The following is a 22,236-nucleotide window of genomic DNA, read 5'->3' as shown; positions in this document are numbered from 1 at the left end:
AGTTATTTTTGTATAGTTCCATCTACTCCTTCAACAAACCAATCCATAGATTTTATTTGTTCATCTGTTAAAGAACTGCCTTCTTTAATTTTTACAGTACCTTTTTGATCTTTGATTGGTCCCTGAAATATTTTATTTTTACCTGAAATTATATCTGCCTTTGCTGCTTCTACTTTTTCTTTTGCTCCTTGTGGTGCATTAGCTGTAAGTGGTGCTATATCTACAATACCATCTTTTATTCCGCCCCAATAGCTGCTTGATTTCCATGTACCTGCCTGTATTTCTTTTATCTGAGCTGTATAGTAAACTCCCCAGTTAAATACATCTGATGTTAAATTAGCTTTAGGAGCATATTTGCTCATATCTGTGTTATAACCTATAGAAAATACTCCAGCTGCTTCTGCTGCTTCCTGTACACCAGGAGTGTTTTGATGTTGTCCTACTACATCTATACCCTGTGCTATTAAAGCCTTAGCTGCTTCTTTTTCCTTTGCAGGATCATACCAAGTATTTGTCCATACTACTTTTACTGTAGCATTAGGATTTACAGATCTAACACCTAAAGTAAATGCATTTATTCCTCTTATAACTTCTGGTATTGGGAAAGCTCCAACAAATCCAACTTTATTGCTCTTAGTTTTCATACCAGCAACAATTCCTGATAAATATCTTGCTTCATATTCTCTTCCAAAATAGTTAGACATATTTGTTTCCTGTTTATATCCACCAGCATGAAGGAATTTTATATCTGGATGTTTTTTAGCCTCTGCCTGTATTCCATCCATAAATCCAAAACTTGCACCTACTATTACATTAGCTCCTTGATTTATCATATCTTCACATACTCTTTGAACTTCCGCTGTATCTTCTGGTACTGATTCTTTGTATATAGTCTCTACTCCAGTTTCTTTTTCTAAGTATTTTCTTCCCAAATCCTGAGCATAGTTATAACCACCATCTGTTACAGGACCACTAAGTAAAAATCCTACTTTTATTTTTTTGTCTTTGTTTGATGAATCTGATGAAGTGCTGCTTTGACCTGATGAACATCCTGTCAGAAGCATAACTAACAATAATGTTCCTATTGCCATCTTAGTAAATATTTTTTTCATGTTTGTTACCCCCTTAAATTTATCACTCAATATTATATCAGCAATATTCATGCCAACATCAATATTGCAATTTTGTTAATACTTTTTTATTATTATATTGCATTTATTGATAATTTATTAAATATTACCAATTAAATTATCATTATCATTGTGATAAAAATTATTATAACGATAATCATTAAGTGTTTAATTGATATTCTTCAATCTTTCTATAAAGAGTTGCAATTCCTATACCCAGCTTTATAGCTGCCAATTTTTTACCTTCTGTAGTAACTCCATAGATATTAAGTGCATTTTTTATAGCCTGTTTTTCTAATTCCTTTAAATTTAGTATTTCTGTATACTGAGTATTTAATAAATTGTTCTCAGTTTTTTCAACTATTCTCTTAGGCAGTGTTTCTTTTGTCATAATTCCACTTGAATCCATCATATTTATCATAAATTCCACTGTATTTTGAAGTTCTCTTATATTTCCCGGCCAGTTATAGGTAAGCATATGGTTCCATATGTCTCCATCTATACCTATAAACTTTTTATTAAATAACTTACAGTATTTATTTGCAAAATTATAAGTTAATATTTTTATATCCTCTATTCTTTCACGAAGAGGCGGCAGGTCTATAGGTATTACACTTAATCTATAATATAAATCTTCCCTAAATTTATCTTCTGTTATAAGTTCTTCTAAATTCTTATTTGTAGCTGCTATTATTCTTATATCTATTTTTATAGGATCATTGGCTCCAAGTTTGGTTATTTCCTTCTCCTGGATTACTCTCAAAAGTTTCACCTGCATATGGAGAGGCATGTCTCCTATTTCATCTAAAAAAATAGTACCACCATTAGCTAATTGAAATTTACCTTCTCTTCCCTTTGGATCGGCTCCTGTAAAAGCTCCTTTAACATAGCCAAAGAGCTCACTCTCTAAAAGATTCTCTGGTATTGCACCGCAATTAACTGCTATAAAAGCTTTATCATTTCTATTACTAGCTTTATGAATTGCTCTTGCAAACATCTCTTTACCAGAGCCGCTTTCTCCTGTAATAAGTACTGTAGATATGGATTTTGCTATTTTTAATATTTTCTTTTTAATAGTCATTATTTTTGTAGAAGTTCCAAGTATATTGTCAAATACTATGTCATTTCCGTTATCCGTCAACCTATTTATTTTATTTTTTATAGTTTTACTTTCATTGAATATAAATATGTACTTATATCTTTCTCCTAGTTCTATATCACTCATATTTCCCACCAAGAAATATTCTTCACCCTTTAGTAAAACTCTAAATTCCTGATCTTCCCATAAATAATTCCCCGTAAATTCTACATTCATTTTTACACTGCTTCCATCATAGAGATCTAATATTTCATTGGCTTTTTTATTACAATGAGATATATAATAGTTTTTGTCCAATATTACTACTCCTTCAGCTATCTCATCTGTCATCACTTTTAATAAGTTAGCCATGTTAGTAGTATTTTCATTTTTTATAGTTTCAGAAGCTTTAGCACTTATAAGATCAGATATTTGTTCTAGAAAAACTGAATAGGTATCTATATTTGATAAAATTTTATCTTTTTGATAATCATCAAAACAAATGAGGCCTATTACTCCTATTACCTGATTATTTAAATTTATCGGTGTGCACATTTCAAATTTTTCTATACAATTATTGTGACTGGGACATTCTAAACAAATCTCATGTTTTCCCGGCTCAGTTATTATATAATTTTCTCCAGTTTTTAAAATGCTCTTATAGACATGACCTTCATTCTCAAGGCTAGAATTTATGGCATCTTTGTACTTACCCGTACCAGCAATTCTAACAAGCTTGCCATCTACAATCTCCACATCTACCCCTAAAACTTGGGACAAAATATCGGCACATTGAATTGCAGTATTTTGTATTTTTTTCAATATACTACTCATAAGTTTCACTCCAATGTAAGTTAGTTAATGTCTATGAGTATATTATTAATAAGTGTATATGTCAATAATCATTTTGATAATTTAATAAAATTATATTATAATTACTAGAATTTTATTATAAAATTGATAATTTTATATCCATATTATAAAATAGCATCCATATTTTATCCATAAAATAAAAAGTAAACTGATTCTAAAATATAGACACAGTTTACTTTGATTTTTTTAAATTATTACATATTAACGAACCTTATTTACTATTTTAAAATCAGTAACAAAAATATGTTCACTTATCCAATTCACTATAAATTCTAATAATTCCATAATATATTTATCTTGATTTTCATCTATAGCTTTTAGATCAACCTCATTTAATTTCTTGATAAAATTATCATGTTCCATTTTATGAGAAAAGAATTTTTTGTATTTTATACTCATCATGTATTTTTCTTCTTCCTGGAAGTGAAAAATAGTATAATCTCTAAGCTCCTCAACAATCTCTATTATTTTATTATATTTGTCCACAAAATACTCACTTTTAAGCAAATTATAAGCTGACTCTGCTATTCTAAAAAGCTCCTTATGCTGTTCATCAATTTTTTCAATCCCAAGCAAATAATCATCTTTCCATTTTAACATGCTTTATCCCCCTCATTTTTTTGTAAATAGACTTATTATTTTACAAAGTATATCTCTTAAATTTATATATAATAAAAACCATTCTTTACGCAAATTGTCTTTACAATAGAATTATTCTGTTAAAAATAGCTTATAAGTAATGCTATATTTAGTATTGTAACAATTATTCCTATTACCCAAAGAAGTATTTTATCTATAATAGAATTTACAAATTTACCCATAACTTTTTTTGATGAAGTGAGATAAATTTGAGTAAAAATAGTTATAGGCAATTGAACACTTAAGAACATTTGAGAATAAACTAATCCCCTAAAAGGATCTCTTATAAAAAATATCACAAGAGCTGCTAAAATCAATGTAATAAAGACCCCAACTTTTGTATGACTATCACTTATATCATAAGGTTCACCATATATACCGGCAAAAATACTCCCCCCCGCCATTCCTGCTGTAACTGTAGAAGATATTCCTGCAAATAAAAGTGCCAAAGCAAATATTATAGACGCTCCACTGCCTAAAAGAGGTTTAAGCATTTCTTGAGCTTGACTTAATTCAGTTACTTCAACATGATTTACAAAAAAAGTTGAAGCTGCCAAAAGAATCATGGCACTATTTATTGCCCATCCTATTATCATAGAAAATAAAGTATCTGCAAACTCATATTTAAGCTGTTTTTTTATAACACTCTCATCCTTTAAATTCCACTGTCTGCTCTGTATAATTTCTGAATGTAAAAATAAGTTATGAGGCATGACTACAGCCCCCAGCACACTCATTATAACAGGCATAGAATTTTCAGGGAAAGATGGGGTAACCCAGCCAGTAACTGCTGATTTCCAATCCACATGTACCAAAGTCAATTCGAATATAAAGGATATTCCTATAATTGAAACAAATCCAATAATCCATCTTTCAAGTTTTTTATAAGAATTTGTAAACAACATCCATACAATCAACAGAAGCATTATAATTGTACCCAGCTTAATCGGTATTTTAAACAGCATATTAAGAGCTATTGCACCTCCCAATAGCTCAGCTAAAGCTGTTGATATCGAGGCCGCTACAGCAGTTATAAGTATTATGTTTTTTATAACAGGCTTAATATTTTTAGTGGCCGCTTCTGAAAGGCAATCTCCTGTAACTATACCAAGATGAGCTGCATTATGTTGTAATATTATGAGCATAATAGTTGACAGAGTTACCATCCATAAAAGAATATATCCAAAGTTTGCTCCCGCAGATACATTTGATGCCCAATTACCGGGATCAATAAATCCCACAGTTACCAGTAATCCCGGTCCTATATACTTAAAAAAATCCATAGCGGTAAGCCTGGGTTTATGTTCTCCTTTGAATATATTAAATTTAAGAAGACTTTTCATAACCGCACCTCCAAACAATAAAATTATTACTAACTGAACTTAGATACTATAAAAAAGGCGAAGCAACTTATATAATTATGAGTACACTTGCTTCGCCTTTTGTCCTATTTTATAACACTTTTTTATGTAAAAATCACTTAAACATCATAATCATAATAGAAATTGCAATGAATATAAGGAATGCAGAACTAGATATCAAAAATATTCCAAATCCTTTTCTATCTATACTCTTGCTAAAAAAATCTAATCCATTGAATAATTGAAGAATTCCTAATAACAAAAGTATGGTAGGCATCATTATCCTCTTATCGCCAATTTTTAAGAAAGTAAGTACAGATATTAAAACAATTAATACTCCAAGTATTACTCTTATAATTAAAAACTTATTTTTCAAGTATATATCCCCCTCGCTGAAAGATTAACGTGTTCCGAACAATCTGTCTCCTGCATCTCCAAGCCCTGGAACTATATACCCTTCTTCGTTCAATTTTTCATCGATTGATGCCAAATATATATTTACATCTGGATGCGCTTCTCTAACAGCATCTACCCCTTCTGGAGAACCTATAAGACACATGAGCTTTATACTTCTAGCTCCCTTTTTCTTAAGAATAGTTATTGCATCAATGGCAGATCCTCCCGTTGCAAGCATAGGATCTGTCAATATTATATCTCTTTCTTCAATGTCCTTAGGAAGTTTACAGAAATATTCTACTGGCTGAAGAGTCTTTTCATCTCTATATAGTCCTATATGGCCAACTTTAGCCGCTGGAATAAGTTTAAGCATACCCTCTACCATACCAAGACCTGCTCTTAAAATTGGAACTATAGCAACTTTCTTACCTGTAATTCTCTTAGATTCCATCTTACAGATAGGGGTTTCTATTTCTACAGTTTCCATCTTCATATCTCGTGTTACTTCATAAGCCATAAGCATAGCAACTTCTTCTACTAATTCTCTAAAATTCTTAGAAGGTGTATTTTTATCCCTTATAAAAGACAACTTGTGTATTATTAAAGGATGTCTTATTTCTATTGCTTTTCCCATATTATATTCTCCTAACTAACGTTAAAATTACTATTTACTTTCAATTTCAGAAATTTTATTTATTCTTTTTTCATGCCTTCCGCCTTCAAATTTTGCCTGTAAAAAAGCATCCACTATATCTATAGCAAGTCCTGGCCCCACTACTCGTTCTCCAAGAGCAATTATATTGGCATTGTTATGTTCTCTGCAGGCATGAGCTGAAAAAGTATCAGAACAAGCTGCTGCCCTAATTCCCTTTACCTTGTTGGCCGCAATACTTATACCTATTCCAGTACCGCAAACTAATATACCCAAATGAAATTTATTATCAGCTACTTGAACCGCTACCTTATATGCATAATCTGGATAATCACAGGAATCTTCCGTATATGTACCAAAATCCTTTATTTCTACTCCCTTTTCTTCCAAATGTTTTATTATTACTTTTTTAAGGGATAGACCTGCATGATCACTGCCTAATGCTATTTTCATTATAATACCTCCACTCAATAAATTATATAATATATCTAGATAAATTAATTATTATATCTTCACAAAAAAAGATAAATGTATCTTAGTCAATACCTTTATCTTGTAATTTTTTAATTAAAAGTTCTATACTTTCCTTTAAATCATTAAAAGTATTAGTATATATATTGATATCCCCACCATAAGGATCGGTTATATCTTTACCTAAAGAAACATACTCATTTAAAGGATATACCTTAGACTTATGTTGTTTAAACTTATTTTTAATTATGTCAGCCATGTAAGAAGTCATAGTAAGAATAAGCTCCGCCTCTTCAATCATTTCTTCCGTAAGCTGAACTGCTTTTCTACTCGCTAAATCCATGTCTAGATTTTCTTTAACTAACAAAGCTGAATTTTTAGAAGTAATACTTTCAGGTACTACACTTAGTCCTGCCGAAAAAGCTAAAACTCCTTCTATATTACAAAACTTATTGAATATAGCTTCTGCCATACAACTTCTACAGGTATTTCCTGTACAAACAAAAAGTATCCTCAATATTACTCTTCCCCTTTGCATATTAAAATTATAGAATAATTATTATAGATATCAAAACCATAATTAACCGCTGTTCATTATAAATATATTTCAAAAACTAGATTTTACTCAACAATTTATATTGCAGCTATCTGAATACATACATTGATATTATTATACCACAAAGCTGCAATTATCCTAAAAGTATTTAATTATAAATAAGTATTTCTTCTAGACATCTATTACATTAAATCCTGCAGACTTTTTTAATCTATTCATTATGGCTATGCCAAATCCTTTTTCCTCAAAGGCCTCAGATAGTATAACATCCACTTCGTTGTCATCAAAAGTTCTAAGAGTTTCAAAAAGATTTCTTCCTATACTATCCATATTTTTTCTAGTTCCAACAGATATAATCAAAGCATTTTCATATTGATCCTTTGTCTCTTCAGTAGCCATAATTCCAACCTTTTTGCCGTCATTTCTATAAGCTTCCACCATTTCATTAATTCTTACAATGGTTTTCCTCAATTCTCCATTAACAATTTTTACAGGTGCTTTAGGAGCATAATGTCTGTATTTCATGCCTGGAGCTTTGGGCTTAAAATCTTTTTCTGGCTTTTTCATTATTGATTGATCTATGTAAATATCTTTATCTACTTCTTTAAGCATATCAAGAGTTATACCACCGGGTCTTAATATACAAGGAGGAGTGACAGTACAATCTATAATAGTAGATTCTAGTCCCACTTCTGAGATTTCGCCGCCTACTATATAGTCAACTTTTCCCTTTAAGTCTTCCACACATCTCTCCATATCTGTAGGACTAGGCCTCCCGGATATATTGGCTGAAGGTGCTGCAATAGGCACTCCTGATTCTTTTATTATTGCTCTTGCAATAATACTTTTTGGCATTCTTATACCAATAGTACTTAGTCCCGCAGAAGTAACTTCCGGTACTAGATCTGTCTTTTCCAGTATAATTGTCATGGGACCAGGCCAAAATTTATCCATAAACTTTCTGGAAATTTCAGGTATATTCCTAGCTAAAGAACTTATTTGATCCAAATCATAGATATGAATTATCAAAGGATTATCCTGTGGTCTTCCTTTAGCTAAAAAAATCTTTTTTACAGCTTCTGGCTCCAACGCATTTGCACCTAATCCATAGACTGTCTCTGTTGGAAAAGCTACCAATCCCTTATTTCTTATGACATTTGCAACTTCTTTCAGTATATTCTCATCTAAATTATTAGAATCTAATACATTAACTTTAGTCTCCACTAAAATACACCTTCCAAACAAAATAAAATCGTACTACAAACAAATTGACTTCATTGTACTATTAAATATTTTAACTGTCAAATTCTCATAATGTAAGGCTATAAGATTAAAGCAGCATTTTATTATAATAACTAATAATATAACAGGTACTTATATCATCTATAAAACTGTGCACATAGTAAGTCCAAGCAAAAAACCCCCTAAAGTTCCCAAAGTAGTTGTAATTCCAGAATAAATAGCATTAGATTCTGGTATCATTTTGCCACATACTACATATAACATAATTCCAGAAGCAAGTCCAAGACTTGTACCTAATACACCTTGGGATATACCTCCTATAAATATTCCCATAGCTGCGCCAAAAGCTGTAGGCAATGCTGTTAATGCCGTATACATAAAAATCTTAAGAGAATCCACTTTAGATGCTACCATAGGAGCTGCCACCGCAATTCCCTCAGGTATGTCATGAATTGCAATAAGTATACACATTTTAATTCCTAAACTTCCCCCTGCAATAAATCCACATCCCATAATTATTCCCTCTGGGAAATTGTGCAGCATAAGCCCTAAAGCTGTCAAAAATGCAATTTGTAAGTGTTTATTTGAATTAAACTTTTTACCTGCAGTAAGCTTGTCTGTAAAAGCTATAATTGCTATTCCCACAAAAGCAGTACTAATAGTACTCGAAAAGTTCCATCTTTTTATACATTCTGGAATAAGATCAAAAGCTACAACTGCAAGCATAATTCCCGCTGCAAAGCCAATAAGTCCTCCTAAAAGTCTTTTAGATGGATTCCTGATTAAAAGTCCAACTGAAGAACCTATCAAAGTTCCAAGCAAAGATACTGTACTCACAAACATCAATATTATTATAGTATCTACATTCAAAAAATCACCCCCATATCTATAACATTCTATTTATAGATATGGGGATTTATTCATTTATAGGACATATAAAAAAATAATCTATGCATATTGCTGTTATTTTCTATTGCCTGTTTCTATATTCTTTTATTTGAAGTATGGCCTCTTCTGTAAAAAAAGCACTAGTACAAGATTTGTATAATTCATTTAATAATTTATATTTTTTATAACCTCCAGTAGAAATTACTGTATAAAAATAATTACTTTCAGGATTATTTTTTTTAAATCTGCCATAATGGTATCCTGCATAGGGATATCTTTTCAGAAAGTTAGCATCAACTTTTCGTATAAATCTACTGCGTGTAGTAGCCTTAGTTATTAAAACTACTCTCATATCCTTTTCACTGCCCTCTGCATGAATTATATCTACTTTTTCACAGAGTAATTTTATATCTTTTTTAGGGAAGCCAATACTAATCTTAATTTTATATCTGTCTATTTCGTAAGTTAAAACCTGAATTTTGGTTTTAAAAATCATTGCCGTTAAAATAAATATCTCTATTAAAGATAAGTACACGAAAAAAAATATATTTATCTGCTCAGATAAATACCAAACTAAAGGAAGGAAAACAAGTATAAAGCTCATGGCTATCATAGACCTCCTATAAGAAGCTCTCTGTTTTTTAATAGCTTTATCTATACTCATTATCCTTCCCACCACCTTAGCAATTGATTTATACTGCTTCGTTACCTATTGCTTTCATCTTTTCTGCTTGTTCCTCAGTAATTAATGCATCTATAATCTCATCTATTTCTCCATCTAAAAAGGAATCAAGCTTATATAGTGTCATTCCTATTCTATGGTCTGTAACTCTTCCTTGAGGGAAATTGTAAGTTCTTATTCTCTCACTTCTATCTCCTGTTCCCACTTGACTTCTTCTATCCTCTGCAATTCCCGCATTTCTCTCTTCCTGAGCTTTTTCATATAATCTTGCTCTTAAAACCTTCATGGCTTTTTCTTTATTTTTAAGCTGACTCTTTTCATCCTGACAGGAAACTACCATACCTGTCGGCAAGTGTGTTATTCTAACAGCTGAATCCGTAGTATTTACACACTGACCACCATGTCCAGAAGCTCTAAATACATCTATTCTTAAATCATTAGGGTTTATCTCTACATCAACATCTTCAACTTCTGGTAAAACTGCTACAGTGGAAGTTGATGTATGGATTCTGCCGCTGGATTCTGTATCCGGAACTCTCTGAACTCTATGAGCACCACTTTCAAATTTAAGTCTGCTGTAGGCACCTTCACCCTTTATCATAAATACAACTTCCTTAAATCCTCCTATATCCGTTTCATTAGCACTCATAATCTCTACATTCCACCCCTTTCTTTCTGCATATCTTGTATACATTCTAAAAAGATTCGCGGCAAATAGTGCAGCTTCCTCTCCTCCGGCACCACCTCTTATTTCTACAAATACATTTTTATTGTCATTTGGATCCTTTGGAAGAAGCAATATCTTAAGCTCCTCCTCATATTTAGTTAAATTTCCCTGAAGTTCCTTAACTTCTTCTTCAACCATTTCCTTAAGTTCTCTATCTATTTTTTCACTTAACATTTCCTGATCGTCTTTGATGGTTTCTTGAGCGCTTTTGTACTGTCTATATTTAGTCACTATGGTTTCCATTTCGGCATGTTCTTTACATAACTTTTGCCATTCTTTTTGATTTGCCATAACAGTTGGGTCGCTAATTTTAATTGATAATTCTTCATATTTATTCTCTATAAAATTAAGTCTTTCAAGCATTAATTTATCACTCCGTATTTAGATATTTATTTGAATTTCAAAATCTTTAATGAAATTTCTATTTAAAAATATCTTATATTTTAATAATTCTATATTATAACATATAATTGTTTTTATAACCATAAATTTTTAAACCTTAGTTCACTATTGGAGAAAAGGACGAGACATTTACCCCCTATTATTTTCCCCATTTGATATTTGTTCTTTGAACTCTGAACTTTGATTTTTACTTCGTCTTTTTCAACAAGTCCTAATATAATCTTCCTTTAATTACTCTATCATTCCCAGAAAGATCTTTAACACATACCACATCTTTAAATCCACTTACTTCCAATAACTCAGTAATTTCTTCTTTTTGATCATAACCTATCTCAAAAATTATTGATCCATCAGGATTTAAAACTTTCTTTGATTCTTCAATTATTCTCCTATAAAAATCTAATCCATCTTCTCCTCCGCAAAGTGCTATAAAGGGTTCGTAATTTTTCACATCTTCCATCAAAGTTTCTATAACTTCTTTCTTTATATAAGGAGGATTGGAAACTATAATATCAAATTTACATTTATCCTCTATAGCCCTTTTAAGCAAATCACTTTTTAATACTTTAACTCGCTGCTTAAGATTAAATCTTTCTACATTTATATTGGTTACCTCTATAGCAATACTGGAAATATCATAGAAAATCACCTGTAAGTCCTCTATGTAATTTGCTAAAGAAATACCTATTATTCCACTTCCACAACATACATCACAAAGTTTTCTTAAATTTCTCATTTTAATTTCTGATAGAGCTTCTTCTACTAATATTTCCGTATCTGGCCTAGGTATAAGAACTCCTGATTTAATAAAATAGTTAAATCCCATAAATTCTGCACTTTGTAAAATATATTTTACAGGCATTTTTCTCTCTCTAAATTTTATTAATCTAAAAAATTCTTCTATTTTATCTTTGTCTAACTGTAAATCCCTATTTGTGATTATAAATAATTTATCTCTATTTATAACCTTACTTAATATGAGCTGAGTATCTAACATATAAGTCTCAATATTTTTTGATTTTAATATATCATAACCTGATTTCAAAAGTTCCTGTATTTTCATCTTAATCCTCTATATTTTTACATCTTCTATATAATTTTCATTTTTCACCTGACTAACTTGGCATAAGTCTCCAACGCACTCTGTACAGCGATTCACACAAAATCAAAAAAAGATTTTGGTTCTCTGCTTTTCTTCAAGTGGGAGTTCGACACCAAGTAAGCCATGCATTTGCAGTTCTAAAATTCAGATGGGGTAAAAGAATCCCCACCTGAATTAAGAACTTGCTTCAACTTCTTCTGCTACTATGTTAATCTCTTCATCATCTTCTATACCCTCTGCTGCTTTCAAAGCTTTAATGGCAACTTCTAATTGACTATAGTCCGGTTCCCTTGTAGTAAGCTTTTGCAGCATTAATCCTGGATATGAAAATATTTTTGATAACTCATTATCACTTCTTCCCATCCACCTTATTACTTCATAAGTTACTCCAGATACAATAGGTAAAAGTACTATTCTTGAAATAATTCTAAATACAAGAGAGTTCCACCCTGTAAGTGAAAACACCAATATACTTATTATCATAACCAAGAATAAAAAATTTGTTCCACATCTTGGATGAAACCTAGAATATTTTGATGCATTTTCAGGAGTTAGCTCCTCATTATGCTCATAGCAGAATACTGTCTTATGTTCTGCTCCATGATACTGAAAAACTCTTTGTATATCTTCCATTTTACCTATTAAAAATAAATAGAGAATAAAAAGTGACACTCTTATTATTCCTTCTAATAGATTTAAAACAACAGTATTATGAATATTTAAATATTTAAATATATTAGCTGCAAAAGTTGGCAGTACAAAAAATATTCCCATAGCAAAAATAATTGATATACATAAAGATACTGCCATGAGTACATCGTTGACTTTATCTTTAAATATTTTCTTCAAAAATTCATCAAATTTAGAAGTATTACCTTCATTCTCTTCATCCTCAAAAAAGGAAGCTGAATAATTTAAAGTTCTTATTCCTATAATCATGGATTCTAAAAGGGATACAAATCCTCTTATAATCGGAAGTCCAAGAAATCTATTCTTTTTAGTATAAGGTATTATTTTTTCAACTTTTAATTCAATAGTGTTATCTTCTTTTCTAACGGCAGTGGCAACTCCTTTAGAGCCTCTCATCATAACGCCTTCAATTACAGCCTGCCCGCCTACAGAAGGTTTTTCATTCATATCTACACCTCACCTTTCGGAACACAATGACATTTCCTGCATCGTGCCTCATAGGATTCCTTAGCTCCTATTAATATTATAGAATCATTATAATTTGCTGGTTTACCGTTTATCAGTCTTTGAGTTCTTGTGGCTGGATTTCCACAGCACATGCATATTGCCTGTATTTTATCAACAAATTCAGCTATTGCCATAAGCTTTGGAACACAACCAAAAGGTTCTCCTCTAAAGTCCATATCCAAACCTGCACATATAACTCTTTTACCACTATCTGAAATTTTTGTTAATATATCTATTATATTTTCATCAAAAAACTGTACTTCGTCTATAGCTAAAACATCTATATCTTCTTCAATAAAATTCACTATTTCCTGACTATTTTTTACCGAAATAGCTTCCTCTTTTTCTCCACAATGAGATACTACATCATCTAGGCTGTATCTATTATCAATTTCCGGTTTAAAAACCTGCACTTTCTGCTTTGCGATCTTTGCACGCCTTATACGCCTGATTAATTCCTCTGATTTTCCACTATACATCGGCCCAACTATTACTTCTATCCAACCATGATTTTTAGGTCCATACATTTAATATTTTCCTCCCCAATTTAATGAACTATAGACATAATATATTTTATCAGAAGTCTATAATTTATTAAAGAGTAGTTTTAACATATATTGACGAACTTTAAATACATATGATATAATAGCAAAGTTGATATTGTAGTTACTTATCATGTATTGAAAGAGGTGAAAAACATGAAAGAAGGCATACATCCAGAGTATCATCATGATGCAGTTGTTAAATGTGCATGTGGAAATACTTTCACAACAGGTTCAACAAAAACAGAACTTAAAGTAGATATTTGTTCAAAATGCCATCCTTTCTTCACTGGACGTCAGAAGTTAGTTGACGTTGGTGGTAGAGTTGAAAAATTCAGAAAGAAATACAATTTATCTGAAGAAGAATAATATGGTTTTAAATATTACTACGTGAAAATAAATACAACATTAAATACAACAGCGCTGTTTTATGATGTTTTAAATGGGAAAGATAATATTATCTTTCCCATTTTTCTTTACTTATGATATCTACAAATTCTTTATTGTTTTTAGTTTCACTCAAGAGATTTATTACCTTTTCAGTTACACTTTGAGTACTATTTTCATTATACAATACTCTTCTTATTAAATATGATGCATCATATTCTTCCTGTGATAAAAGAAGCTTTTCTTTTCTCGTTCCAGATTTATAAATGTCAATTGCAGGGAAAATTCTTCTTTCTTGGAGTCTTCTATCAAGATGTACTTCCATGTTTCCTGTACCTTTAAATTCTTCAAAAATCATATCATCCATTCTGCTTCCTGTATCCACAAGAGCTGTAGCCAGTATAGTAAGGCTTCCTCCTTCTTTTATGTTCCTAGCAGCTCCAAAGAATTTCTTAGGCATTATTAAAGCCCCTGGATCAAGCCCTCCAGATAAAGTTCTTCCCGTAGGTGTTATAGTAAGATTGTATGCTCTTGAAAGTCTGGTTAAACTATCTAAAAGTATTACCACATCCTGTCCCTGTTCAACCATTCTCTTAGTACGTTCCAAAACCATATATGCAACTTTTGTGTGATGTTCTGGCTCCTCATCAAAGGTAGAATATATAACTTCTCCCTTTATAGATTCCTTCATATCAGTAACTTCTTCCGGTCTTTCATCTATTAAAAGCACTATGAGTTTAACTTCTGGATGATTATGAGATATGCTTTGGGCTACTGTCTTTAGTAAGGTAGTTTTTCCTGCTTTAGGAGGGGCAACTATAAGTCCTCTTTGTCCCTTACCAATAGGTGACATAATATCCATAAGTCTGGTTGCCAACTCTTTTTCATTTTTTTCCAACTTCAATCTTTTATTTGGATAAACTGGTACTAAGGTTTCAAAGGGTTTTCTTCCTACTGCCTTGTCTGGATTTTCACCATTTACACTTTGTACATATAAAAGTGCTTTAAATTTTTCTCCTTCTTTAGGTATTCTAACTTTACCTTCTACCTCATCTCCTGTTTTCAGATTAAATCTTCTTATCTGAGATGGAGATACATATATATCGTCTGGACTAGTTAAATAATTCTTACCACGTAAAAATCCAAAATTATTATTATCTACTAATTCTAAAACTCCTTTAGCAGAATTAGATTCATGTACCATTTCTTTAAATTTATCATCTTTTTCTTCTCTAATATGTTTGTCTTTGTCATTGGCATTTCTTGTTTGATCAAAATTACTTTTAAAATTATGTGAGTCTTTTCTTTCATGATTTTTATCAAATTCAGCTCTATTCCTATCATGTTCCAATTTAATATTGGTTTCTGTCCTATGGTTTTCCCTAACAACCTCAGTATTTCCCTTTTGAATCTCTTCCGCACTATTTTTTGAACTTTTAGTATTACTGATGCTAACTTGAGTCTTTTCTGCTTTTATTTTTGTTTCATCTTTTTTTAATATATTTTTATTTAATATCTCTTTATCATTAACGATTACATCATTTTCATTTTTTAAATTTTCACTATTATTCTCATCTATATCCGAAGCTACATTTTTACCTTTTTTAGGAGATATTTTCTCACTAAGCACAACTCCATCTTTTTCTATAGAAACAGGAGAAACTTTTTTAATTTCTTCAATAAGATCTTTCTTTTTAAATTTTGAAATATTTTTTATTCCTAGCCCTTTTGCCATTTCTCTAAGCTGTACAAGCGTCTTACTTTCTAAGTCAACACTAAACAAAAAGACAACACCTCCATATTGTATTTTTAAATTTAATCATTAGGGAATTTACAAAGAATTATCAGATGTGAAATTCAACTTTTATAGATTATAACCTATATTTCTTTATTTATCCATAGAAGCAGAAAATTTAGCACCTTAGAATTTTCCATCCATATAATATTTTGAACTACTAACACTCATAAGAGTGATGGATTCGTGTTATAAACATAATAGACTACCAACATAATTAAAAGGAATATATAGAAAATTTAACAGAAATGTATAGAAATTATTATATAAAAATAATGTTACCCACACAAGTAACATAAATTTATTTTAAGAACTGTGCTAATATGTATTATTTAAAAACTCCTTCTTAAGATGTACATATCTTTCATATTCATCATCTTGTATTGATCTCTTATCTTTAAGTTCATTTAATAAATAAATCATATCATTGCAAAGGCTCTTTAAATACTCTTCACACTTTTCCATATCTTCGTCCATAATTTCCTCCAATACATAAGCATTTGAACAAATTCATCTATAATAATATCACAATGTAATAAAATTTCAAGATTAATCAATATGTATAATTATAGTATAGATGAAGTTATTCTTCAATATTTACAGCATAGCATATACTTTACTTTTTATATTTATATATTTATTTATTACACCAGCTACCTTTTCAGTATGACCTATCAAAAATATCTGCTCTCCTAAAAGTTCACATCCACCTATAGTAATTTCTCTCTTAAAAAATGTATCCAGATTATAGGTATAATAATGATACTTATTACATAAAGGACATTTTATCTTAAACGTAATTTCTTTATTTTCGGTATACTTAACATATACCCCCTTAAATTTATCATTTAAACTATTTATTTTAAACAAAGCAAAGTCTCCAACATCATATTGTCCTACTTGGTTTTTCAAAGCGAAACTTAAGTTTGTATCATATAAAAACAAAATTTGCACCTCCACTACCTTTCAAAGATAAGACAAATATTTATTATTCTATATATAATAATATTCTATAATTTTTTTAAAATTCCTTTAAACTTAACATTTTTTTTTACTTTAAAAAAGTTAAAATATTTGATTTATTGTCATTAAATATTATATTTTTACTTTTTTAGATATATCATTACATTCTATAATTGAGTTTATACGATAAACTATATGTAAAAAATATATATCATTTATTTAATTACCTATTTGAGGGTTTAACTTTATTATATTTGGACAATAATTCAAATGAGGTGTTGTATATGGAAATTAATAGTAGGTATCAGAAAATTATTGAGTTTATGTGTGAATATAAAAATATCTCTGAAGATGAACTTTTAAAAATATTAAAAGATAAAAATTGCAAATATCTGTTTTTATTACTTTTAAAAAAATATAAATGTACTGACTTAAGCTTACTAAATAATTATTTCCCTGATTATAGCAAAAAATCCTTGAATTACGGTTTAAAAAAAGCAAAAGAAAAATTTTTTATAAATAAAGAATTTAGAGATGAATATTTTCAAATTGAAGATGATATAAAAAAATCTTTATAAAATAAGGTTCTAAATTTTTAATAAAAATAATATATTCATAAAATAATTTGATATTATTATTAAAATGTTCTATACTTTACAGTTGTAGTCAGTAAAATCTATCCTATTCACACATCTTTTATAAAACATTATTTAAATTAAAAAAGAAAAATTTAAAAAAATGTAGAAAAACATAATTATATGTGTTACAATATGATTTATGTTAGTAAGAACACAGAAATCCCATTTTAAATATTTTATAGGGTAATTTTTATTATAAATTTAATTTATGTGTTTGTCAACTAATTTATCCAATTATTATCTAAAATCACATTTAACTTTATACTATAATTATTATTTAAATAAACTTAGTGGAAATGTAAATTTCCACTAAGTTAGATTTTATTGTTAAATTATATTAATGTATCATATGTAATTGTTTATACGTGGGAGGATATCAAATGAAAAATACTAAGTACATTTTTGTAACTGGTGGTGTCGTTTCATCATTGGGAAAAGGAATAACAGCGGCTTCTCTTGGAAGACTGCTTAAAAATAGAGGTTTAAAAGTCTCCATACAAAAATTTGATCCATATATAAATGTTGATCCAGGCACTATGAGCCCATATCAACACGGAGAAGTTTTTGTTACAGACGATGGCGCCGAAACCGATTTGGATCTTGGTCACTACGAAAGATTTATAGATGAAAATCTAAGTAAAAATAGTAATGTTACTACAGGTAAAGTCTATTGGTCAGTTATATCAAAAGAAAGAAAAGGTGACTATCTTGGTGGAACCGTACAAGTAATTCCTCATATAACAAATGAACTTAAAGACAGAGTATATAGAGTTGCTAAGGAAAAAGATGTAGACATAGTCATAACAGAAATAGGTGGAACTGTTGGAGATATAGAATCCCTTCCATTCCTAGAAGCTATACGACAAATAAAATATGAAGTAGGTAGTGGTAATTCATGTTTTATTCACGTAACCTTAGTTCCATATTTAAGAAAAGCAGGAGAAATTAAAACAAAACCAACTCAGCATTCAGTTAAAGAATTAAGAAGTATTGGTATTCAACCTGATATAATAGTATGTCGTACAGAAAAAGAATTATCTGAGGACGTTAGAAATAAACTTGGTCTATTCTGTAACGTAGACGGAAAGGCTGTAATACAAAATTTAGATGCCGAAAACCTTTATGAAATTCCTCTATTACTTCACAAAGAAGGCTTAGATACTCTAGTATGCGAAAAACTTGCACTAAATTGCAGTGATGTTGACAATACTGAATGGATAGAAATGGTGAAAAATCTAAAAAATCTATCAAAAGAAGTTACAATAGCACTAGTTGGTAAATACGTAGAATTACACGATGCTTATCTTTCAGTGGTTGAATCCCTTGGTCACGGAGGGCTTGCAAATGGAGCAAATGTAAATATAAAATGGATAAACTCCGTAGATGTTACCAGCGAAAATGTCAATGAAATCTTGAAAGATGTAGATGGAGTATTAGTTCCTGGTGGTTTCGGAGACAGGGGTATTGAAGGGAAAATAGAATCCATAAGATGGGCAAGAGAAAACAAGCTTCCATTCTTTGGTATATGTCTTGGAATGCAATGTGCTGTAATAGAATATGCTAGAAACGTACTGGGATTTACAGATGCCCACAGTTCAGAAATAGCTCCTGATACCAAGCACCCTGTAATAGATTTAATGCCTGACCAAAAGGATATAGATGAAAAAGGCGGCACTATGAGATTAGGTCTATATGCTTGTAAATTATACAAAGATACAAATGCTATATCTGCATATAGCGAACCTGTTATATACGAAAGACATAGACATAGATATGAATTCAATAATGAATATAGAAGCAGTTTAGTTGAAAATGGACTTATACTTTCAGGAACAAGCCCAGATGAAAGATTAGTAGAAATTGTAGAAATTAAAGATCATCCTTGGTTTGTAGCTGTTCAGTTCCATCCTGAATTTAAATCAAGACCAAATAAACCACACCCACTTTTCAGAGACTTTATTAAAGCCGCATTAAAATAAAAACAAGAAACGGAGCTGTCGCATTAGCATAAAAAAGTATGCTAACGCGGCAGCGTTTTTTGTGTGTGTCATAGAAAATTTAATGATATTTTAATCCCCAATAAGCTCGATAATTAAAAAATGGCGCACTTTAATAAACCTTTGATATTAAGGCCTTTTTTGATTTGCAGAGTTTTTAAGATTTTAAAATTAAGCACTCTTTTTAAGTGGAAAAAGATGTGTTCCAGTTCTATCTGACTGGATTTTATTATGTAGCTTATTTATATTATGTGCCATAGCTAACAGAATACTTTCCGCCAAAACATTCTTTTTACCTCTACTTAGATATCTACGAAATCCCATATCCTGTTTTATCTCTGCAAAAGAGCCTTCGGCTTGAATACTTCGATTCATTCTTAACTCGCAACCTTCTTCACTTACAATTCTTTCAAGATTCTCTTTGCGAAGCATGTTGAAGAGCTTTGAAGTTTCAAGATTTTTAACTCTATCCTCTAATGGCGTTTTACAGTTATGTCCTTTTATACATTTATTTTTTTGATTACAATTACTGCAATCCGCACATGTGTAGATTGTTTTTTCACTTACATAACCAGTCTTACTTTTTCTTTTTATTATTCTATTTACTGTTAGCTTCTTATTATTTTTGCAAGTATAATAATCACCAAATTCATCATAGTCCATGTTTTCTATTCGGCTTATATCATCCTTATATTTTCTTGTTTTAGCTATTTCATAATTTGCTGGCTTAATATATGATAACTGTCCATTTTCTTTAGTATAAACATAATTTTCTTCACTCTCATAGCCTGAGTCTGTAGTTATTTTTAAATATCTAAAATGCAAGAAGTTCTCCATGCTTTTTAGAAATGGAATCAACGTTGTGGTGTCCGCAGGCTGATCGCCTACAGTAAGCCACACTATATATTCAGAATCAACTCCATGCTGCACATTGTAAGCAGGTTTTAACTGACCGTTTTTCATGGCGTCTTCTTTCATCCTCATAAAAGTTGCATCTTTATCTGTCTTCGAATAGCTATTACGCTTACCGCAGATATGGATTTTCTGTGTGTATTCTTTTAGCTTATTAAGATATTCCTCGAGTTTTTCAATAGAACGTTGAATTGGAGTTTTCCTTTTACCACATCCATGTACAAATTCAATATTTTCTTCTTGTTTCAAGGCATAAAGTTTCTTGCGTAGCTTCTTTACATGCTTTATTTTTACTCTGTTTTCATATACGAGCTTTAGTCCGTATAGTTCTTCGCATTCAGCTACAAAATCAGCTAATTTATAAAGTAGTCTCTCCAAATTTTTTGAAACTGCTTTTTTCCAAACGAAAGTATACTTATTGGCACATGCCTCTATCTTTGTACCGTCAATAAATATAGCGTCCCCTAATATTTCTCCAATTTCATAAAGAAAGTTTGTCATTTCTGCCATAATTGTTTCTGCGCATTGAGAAAGGTGGATACTACGGAATCTTGCAAAGGTAGAATGATCTGGTACTGGTGAACCCTCTAAAAGGTACATGAAATTTACATCTCTTTTGCAGGAGGTTTCCATTTCCCTAGAAGAATATCTATGATTCATGTAAGAATAAAGTACAATCTTCAGCATCTGACGAGGCGTAGCCTGATTTTCCCTTAATCGAGAATAAGTCAAATATAAATCTGTTAAATCCATCTCCTCTACAAACTGACTTAGCAAACGCACCGAATCATTATCTGGAATCATGTAATCCATATTTAGTGGAAGTTTTAATTGATAACTTCCGCGATTTAAAGTATAATTTTTATGTAAATTAATATATTTTGCCATATGTTAATTTTACTATAAATCTTTCACTCTTCCGAGTGGGAGATTTATTTTTTTACGCAAAAAACTGTCCCACTAATTTTTTAGTGCGACAGCTCCGTTCTTTTCTCCTATTGCACCTTTATATTTATATCAAGGGAGGTTTCGGGAACCATTTGCCCAGATATATTCATATCATATTTAACTGCAATATTTCCGCCTTTTTCATTTATATCTATATCTATGTTTTTTGTATTCACTTCCATTTTGAGTGTTCCATAAGGAGTATCATACATAGATAAGTTATTTTTACCATTAACAAAATGCATATTTGCATTAGTGGTCCCTTCTCTTAATAATATCAACTCCTCAGGACCTATTTTCAACGTAGTAGTAGTCCCCTCCATACCTGATATTTCTGTTTCTTCATAAACAGCATAATAACAATCATCCTTTGAATAAAAGCTTCCTGGAGTAACCACTTGTATAGAATCATCTTCTTTATTCCCTTGTATACTAGAAATAGTTATAATAGCTCTTTTCTCCATATTTATCTCCTTGGTATAATAATAAATAATATATAAAATCAATTTATGTATTATTTATTAAATCATTAATTAAATGCAAAATCAATATAATCCATTATAATATTATAATAAATTATATTGATTTTATAATATTTGACTGAAACTTTTTTTCAAATTAGTAATGGTAAATAATAATTTAACTATTAATTTCTATA

The 22,236-nt window shown here is 30.4% G+C and carries 23 protein-coding genes; 3 read left to right on the top strand and 20 right to left on the bottom strand.

Annotated elements, in window-relative coordinates; translation table 11 throughout:
* Positions 1 to 2: 2 nt before the first annotated feature.
* The 15 genes from CLPA_RS01330 to CLPA_RS01260 all read right to left on the bottom strand — a co-directional run bounded on the left by CLPA_RS01330 (position 3) and on the right by CLPA_RS01260 (position 13,923).
* Positions 3 to 1,112 carry a BMP family ABC transporter substrate-binding protein gene (locus CLPA_RS01330; protein ID WP_003440763.1) on the bottom strand — a complete coding sequence of 370 codons (1,110 nt, stop codon included), beginning with the start codon at positions 1,110 to 1,112 and terminating at the stop codon, positions 3 to 5.
* A 178-nt stretch (positions 1,113 to 1,290) separates the two neighbouring features.
* The gene (locus CLPA_RS01325; protein ID WP_003440761.1) at positions 1,291 to 3,042 is read right to left on the bottom strand and encodes a sigma-54 interaction domain-containing protein; all 1,752 of its coding nucleotides are present in this window, start codon (positions 3,040 to 3,042) and stop codon (positions 1,291 to 1,293) included.
* A gap of 240 nt (positions 3,043 to 3,282) precedes the next feature.
* Positions 3,283 to 3,681, bottom strand: a complete 399-nt coding sequence (locus CLPA_RS01320; RefSeq protein ID WP_003440757.1) for a bacteriohemerythrin — start codon at positions 3,679 to 3,681, stop codon at positions 3,283 to 3,285.
* 119 nt (positions 3,682 to 3,800) lie between these two features.
* The gene (locus CLPA_RS01315; protein WP_003440754.1) at positions 3,801 to 5,063 is read right to left on the bottom strand and encodes an Nramp family divalent metal transporter; all 1,263 of its coding nucleotides are present in this window, start codon (positions 5,061 to 5,063) and stop codon (positions 3,801 to 3,803) included.
* 133 nt (positions 5,064 to 5,196) lie between these two features.
* Positions 5,197 to 5,457 (bottom strand): DUF6637 family protein, encoded by a 261-nt coding sequence (locus CLPA_RS01310; protein ID WP_003440751.1) that lies wholly within the window; start codon positions 5,455 to 5,457, stop codon positions 5,197 to 5,199.
* A gap of 24 nt (positions 5,458 to 5,481) precedes the next feature.
* Positions 5,482 to 6,111, bottom strand: coding sequence for a uracil phosphoribosyltransferase (upp, locus tag CLPA_RS01305; protein WP_003440748.1), 630 nt, complete (start codon positions 6,109 to 6,111; stop codon positions 5,482 to 5,484).
* A 30-nt stretch (positions 6,112 to 6,141) separates the two neighbouring features.
* Positions 6,142 to 6,582, bottom strand: coding sequence for a ribose 5-phosphate isomerase B (rpiB, locus tag CLPA_RS01300; RefSeq protein ID WP_003440745.1), 441 nt, complete (start codon positions 6,580 to 6,582; stop codon positions 6,142 to 6,144).
* An 82-nt stretch (positions 6,583 to 6,664) separates the two neighbouring features.
* Positions 6,665 to 7,117 carry a low molecular weight protein arginine phosphatase gene (locus CLPA_RS01295; RefSeq protein ID WP_003440744.1) on the bottom strand — a complete coding sequence of 151 codons (453 nt, stop codon included), beginning with the start codon at positions 7,115 to 7,117 and terminating at the stop codon, positions 6,665 to 6,667.
* A gap of 210 nt (positions 7,118 to 7,327) precedes the next feature.
* Complete coding sequence (locus CLPA_RS01290; protein WP_003440743.1) at positions 7,328 to 8,380, bottom strand: L-threonylcarbamoyladenylate synthase; 1,053 nt, start codon at positions 8,378 to 8,380, stop codon at positions 7,328 to 7,330.
* A 159-nt stretch (positions 8,381 to 8,539) separates the two neighbouring features.
* Positions 8,540 to 9,268 (bottom strand): ZIP family metal transporter, encoded by a 729-nt coding sequence (locus CLPA_RS01285; protein WP_003440742.1) that lies wholly within the window; start codon positions 9,266 to 9,268, stop codon positions 8,540 to 8,542.
* A 100-nt stretch (positions 9,269 to 9,368) separates the two neighbouring features.
* Positions 9,369 to 9,950 (bottom strand): hypothetical protein, encoded by a 582-nt coding sequence (locus CLPA_RS01280; RefSeq protein ID WP_003440741.1) that lies wholly within the window; start codon positions 9,948 to 9,950, stop codon positions 9,369 to 9,371.
* A 28-nt stretch (positions 9,951 to 9,978) separates the two neighbouring features.
* Positions 9,979 to 11,058 (bottom strand): peptide chain release factor 1, encoded by a 1,080-nt coding sequence (gene prfA / locus CLPA_RS01275; RefSeq protein ID WP_003440737.1) that lies wholly within the window; start codon positions 11,056 to 11,058, stop codon positions 9,979 to 9,981.
* A gap of 250 nt (positions 11,059 to 11,308) precedes the next feature.
* Positions 11,309 to 12,160: a peptide chain release factor N(5)-glutamine methyltransferase gene (gene prmC, locus CLPA_RS01270; RefSeq protein WP_003440735.1), complete on the bottom strand. Its 852-nt coding sequence runs from the start codon at positions 12,158 to 12,160 to the stop codon at positions 11,309 to 11,311.
* A gap of 213 nt (positions 12,161 to 12,373) precedes the next feature.
* Positions 12,374 to 13,336: a DUF1385 domain-containing protein gene (locus CLPA_RS01265; protein ID WP_003440731.1), complete on the bottom strand. Its 963-nt coding sequence runs from the start codon at positions 13,334 to 13,336 to the stop codon at positions 12,374 to 12,376.
* A gap of 2 nt (positions 13,337 to 13,338) precedes the next feature.
* The gene (locus CLPA_RS01260; RefSeq protein WP_003440728.1) at positions 13,339 to 13,923 is read right to left on the bottom strand and encodes a thymidine kinase; all 585 of its coding nucleotides are present in this window, start codon (positions 13,921 to 13,923) and stop codon (positions 13,339 to 13,341) included.
* Between the two features lie 171 nt (positions 13,924 to 14,094).
* On the opposite strand from CLPA_RS01260, the gene rpmE reads away from it, so the two are divergent.
* Positions 14,095 to 14,307 carry a 50S ribosomal protein L31 gene (gene rpmE / locus CLPA_RS01255; protein WP_003440724.1) on the top strand — a complete coding sequence of 71 codons (213 nt, stop codon included), beginning with the start codon at positions 14,095 to 14,097 and terminating at the stop codon, positions 14,305 to 14,307.
* Positions 14,308 to 14,395: 88 nt separating this feature from the next.
* On the opposite strand, the gene rho is transcribed toward rpmE, so the two are convergent.
* The 3 genes from rho to CLPA_RS01245 form a co-directional block, all read right to left on the bottom strand.
* On the bottom strand, positions 14,396 to 16,060 hold the full coding sequence (gene rho, locus CLPA_RS01250; protein WP_236900403.1) for a transcription termination factor Rho: 1,665 nt from the start codon (positions 16,058 to 16,060) through the stop codon (positions 14,396 to 14,398).
* A gap of 378 nt (positions 16,061 to 16,438) precedes the next feature.
* Positions 16,439 to 16,597: a hypothetical protein gene (locus tag CLPA_RS21000; protein ID WP_155760345.1), complete on the bottom strand. Its 159-nt coding sequence runs from the start codon at positions 16,595 to 16,597 to the stop codon at positions 16,439 to 16,441.
* Positions 16,598 to 16,717: 120 nt separating this feature from the next.
* The gene (locus CLPA_RS01245) at positions 16,718 to 17,074 is read right to left on the bottom strand and encodes a hypothetical protein (RefSeq protein ID WP_236900367.1); all 357 of its coding nucleotides are present in this window, start codon (positions 17,072 to 17,074) and stop codon (positions 16,718 to 16,720) included.
* Positions 17,075 to 17,367: 293 nt separating this feature from the next.
* Here CLPA_RS01245 and CLPA_RS01240 point away from each other — a divergent pair, with 293 nt between their 5' ends.
* Together CLPA_RS01240 and CLPA_RS01235 are read left to right on the top strand one after the other, a co-directional pair.
* A complete protein-coding gene (locus CLPA_RS01240; RefSeq protein ID WP_003440688.1) occupies positions 17,368 to 17,661 on the top strand; it encodes a hypothetical protein in 294 nt (97 codons plus the stop codon).
* Positions 17,662 to 18,101: 440 nt separating this feature from the next.
* Positions 18,102 to 19,700, top strand: coding sequence for a CTP synthase (locus CLPA_RS01235; protein ID WP_003440685.1), 1,599 nt, complete (start codon positions 18,102 to 18,104; stop codon positions 19,698 to 19,700).
* A gap of 189 nt (positions 19,701 to 19,889) precedes the next feature.
* On the opposite strand, the gene CLPA_RS01230 is transcribed toward CLPA_RS01235, so the two are convergent.
* The gene (locus tag CLPA_RS01230; protein ID WP_034830312.1) at positions 19,890 to 21,518 is read right to left on the bottom strand and encodes an IS1182 family transposase; all 1,629 of its coding nucleotides are present in this window, start codon (positions 21,516 to 21,518) and stop codon (positions 19,890 to 19,892) included.
* A gap of 107 nt (positions 21,519 to 21,625) precedes the next feature.
* Positions 21,626 to 22,042: a YwiB family protein gene (locus CLPA_RS01225; RefSeq protein ID WP_003440682.1), complete on the bottom strand. Its 417-nt coding sequence runs from the start codon at positions 22,040 to 22,042 to the stop codon at positions 21,626 to 21,628.
* Between the last annotated feature and the right edge of the window lie 194 nt (positions 22,043 to 22,236).

This window comes from Clostridium pasteurianum DSM 525 = ATCC 6013 (assembly GCF_000807255.1).
GTDB classification, from domain to species: Bacteria; Bacillota; Clostridia; order Clostridiales; family Clostridiaceae; genus Clostridium_I; species Clostridium_I pasteurianum.
Note: the sequence above shows the minus strand (reverse complement) of the source record. Positions and strands in the feature narration are given on the sequence as shown.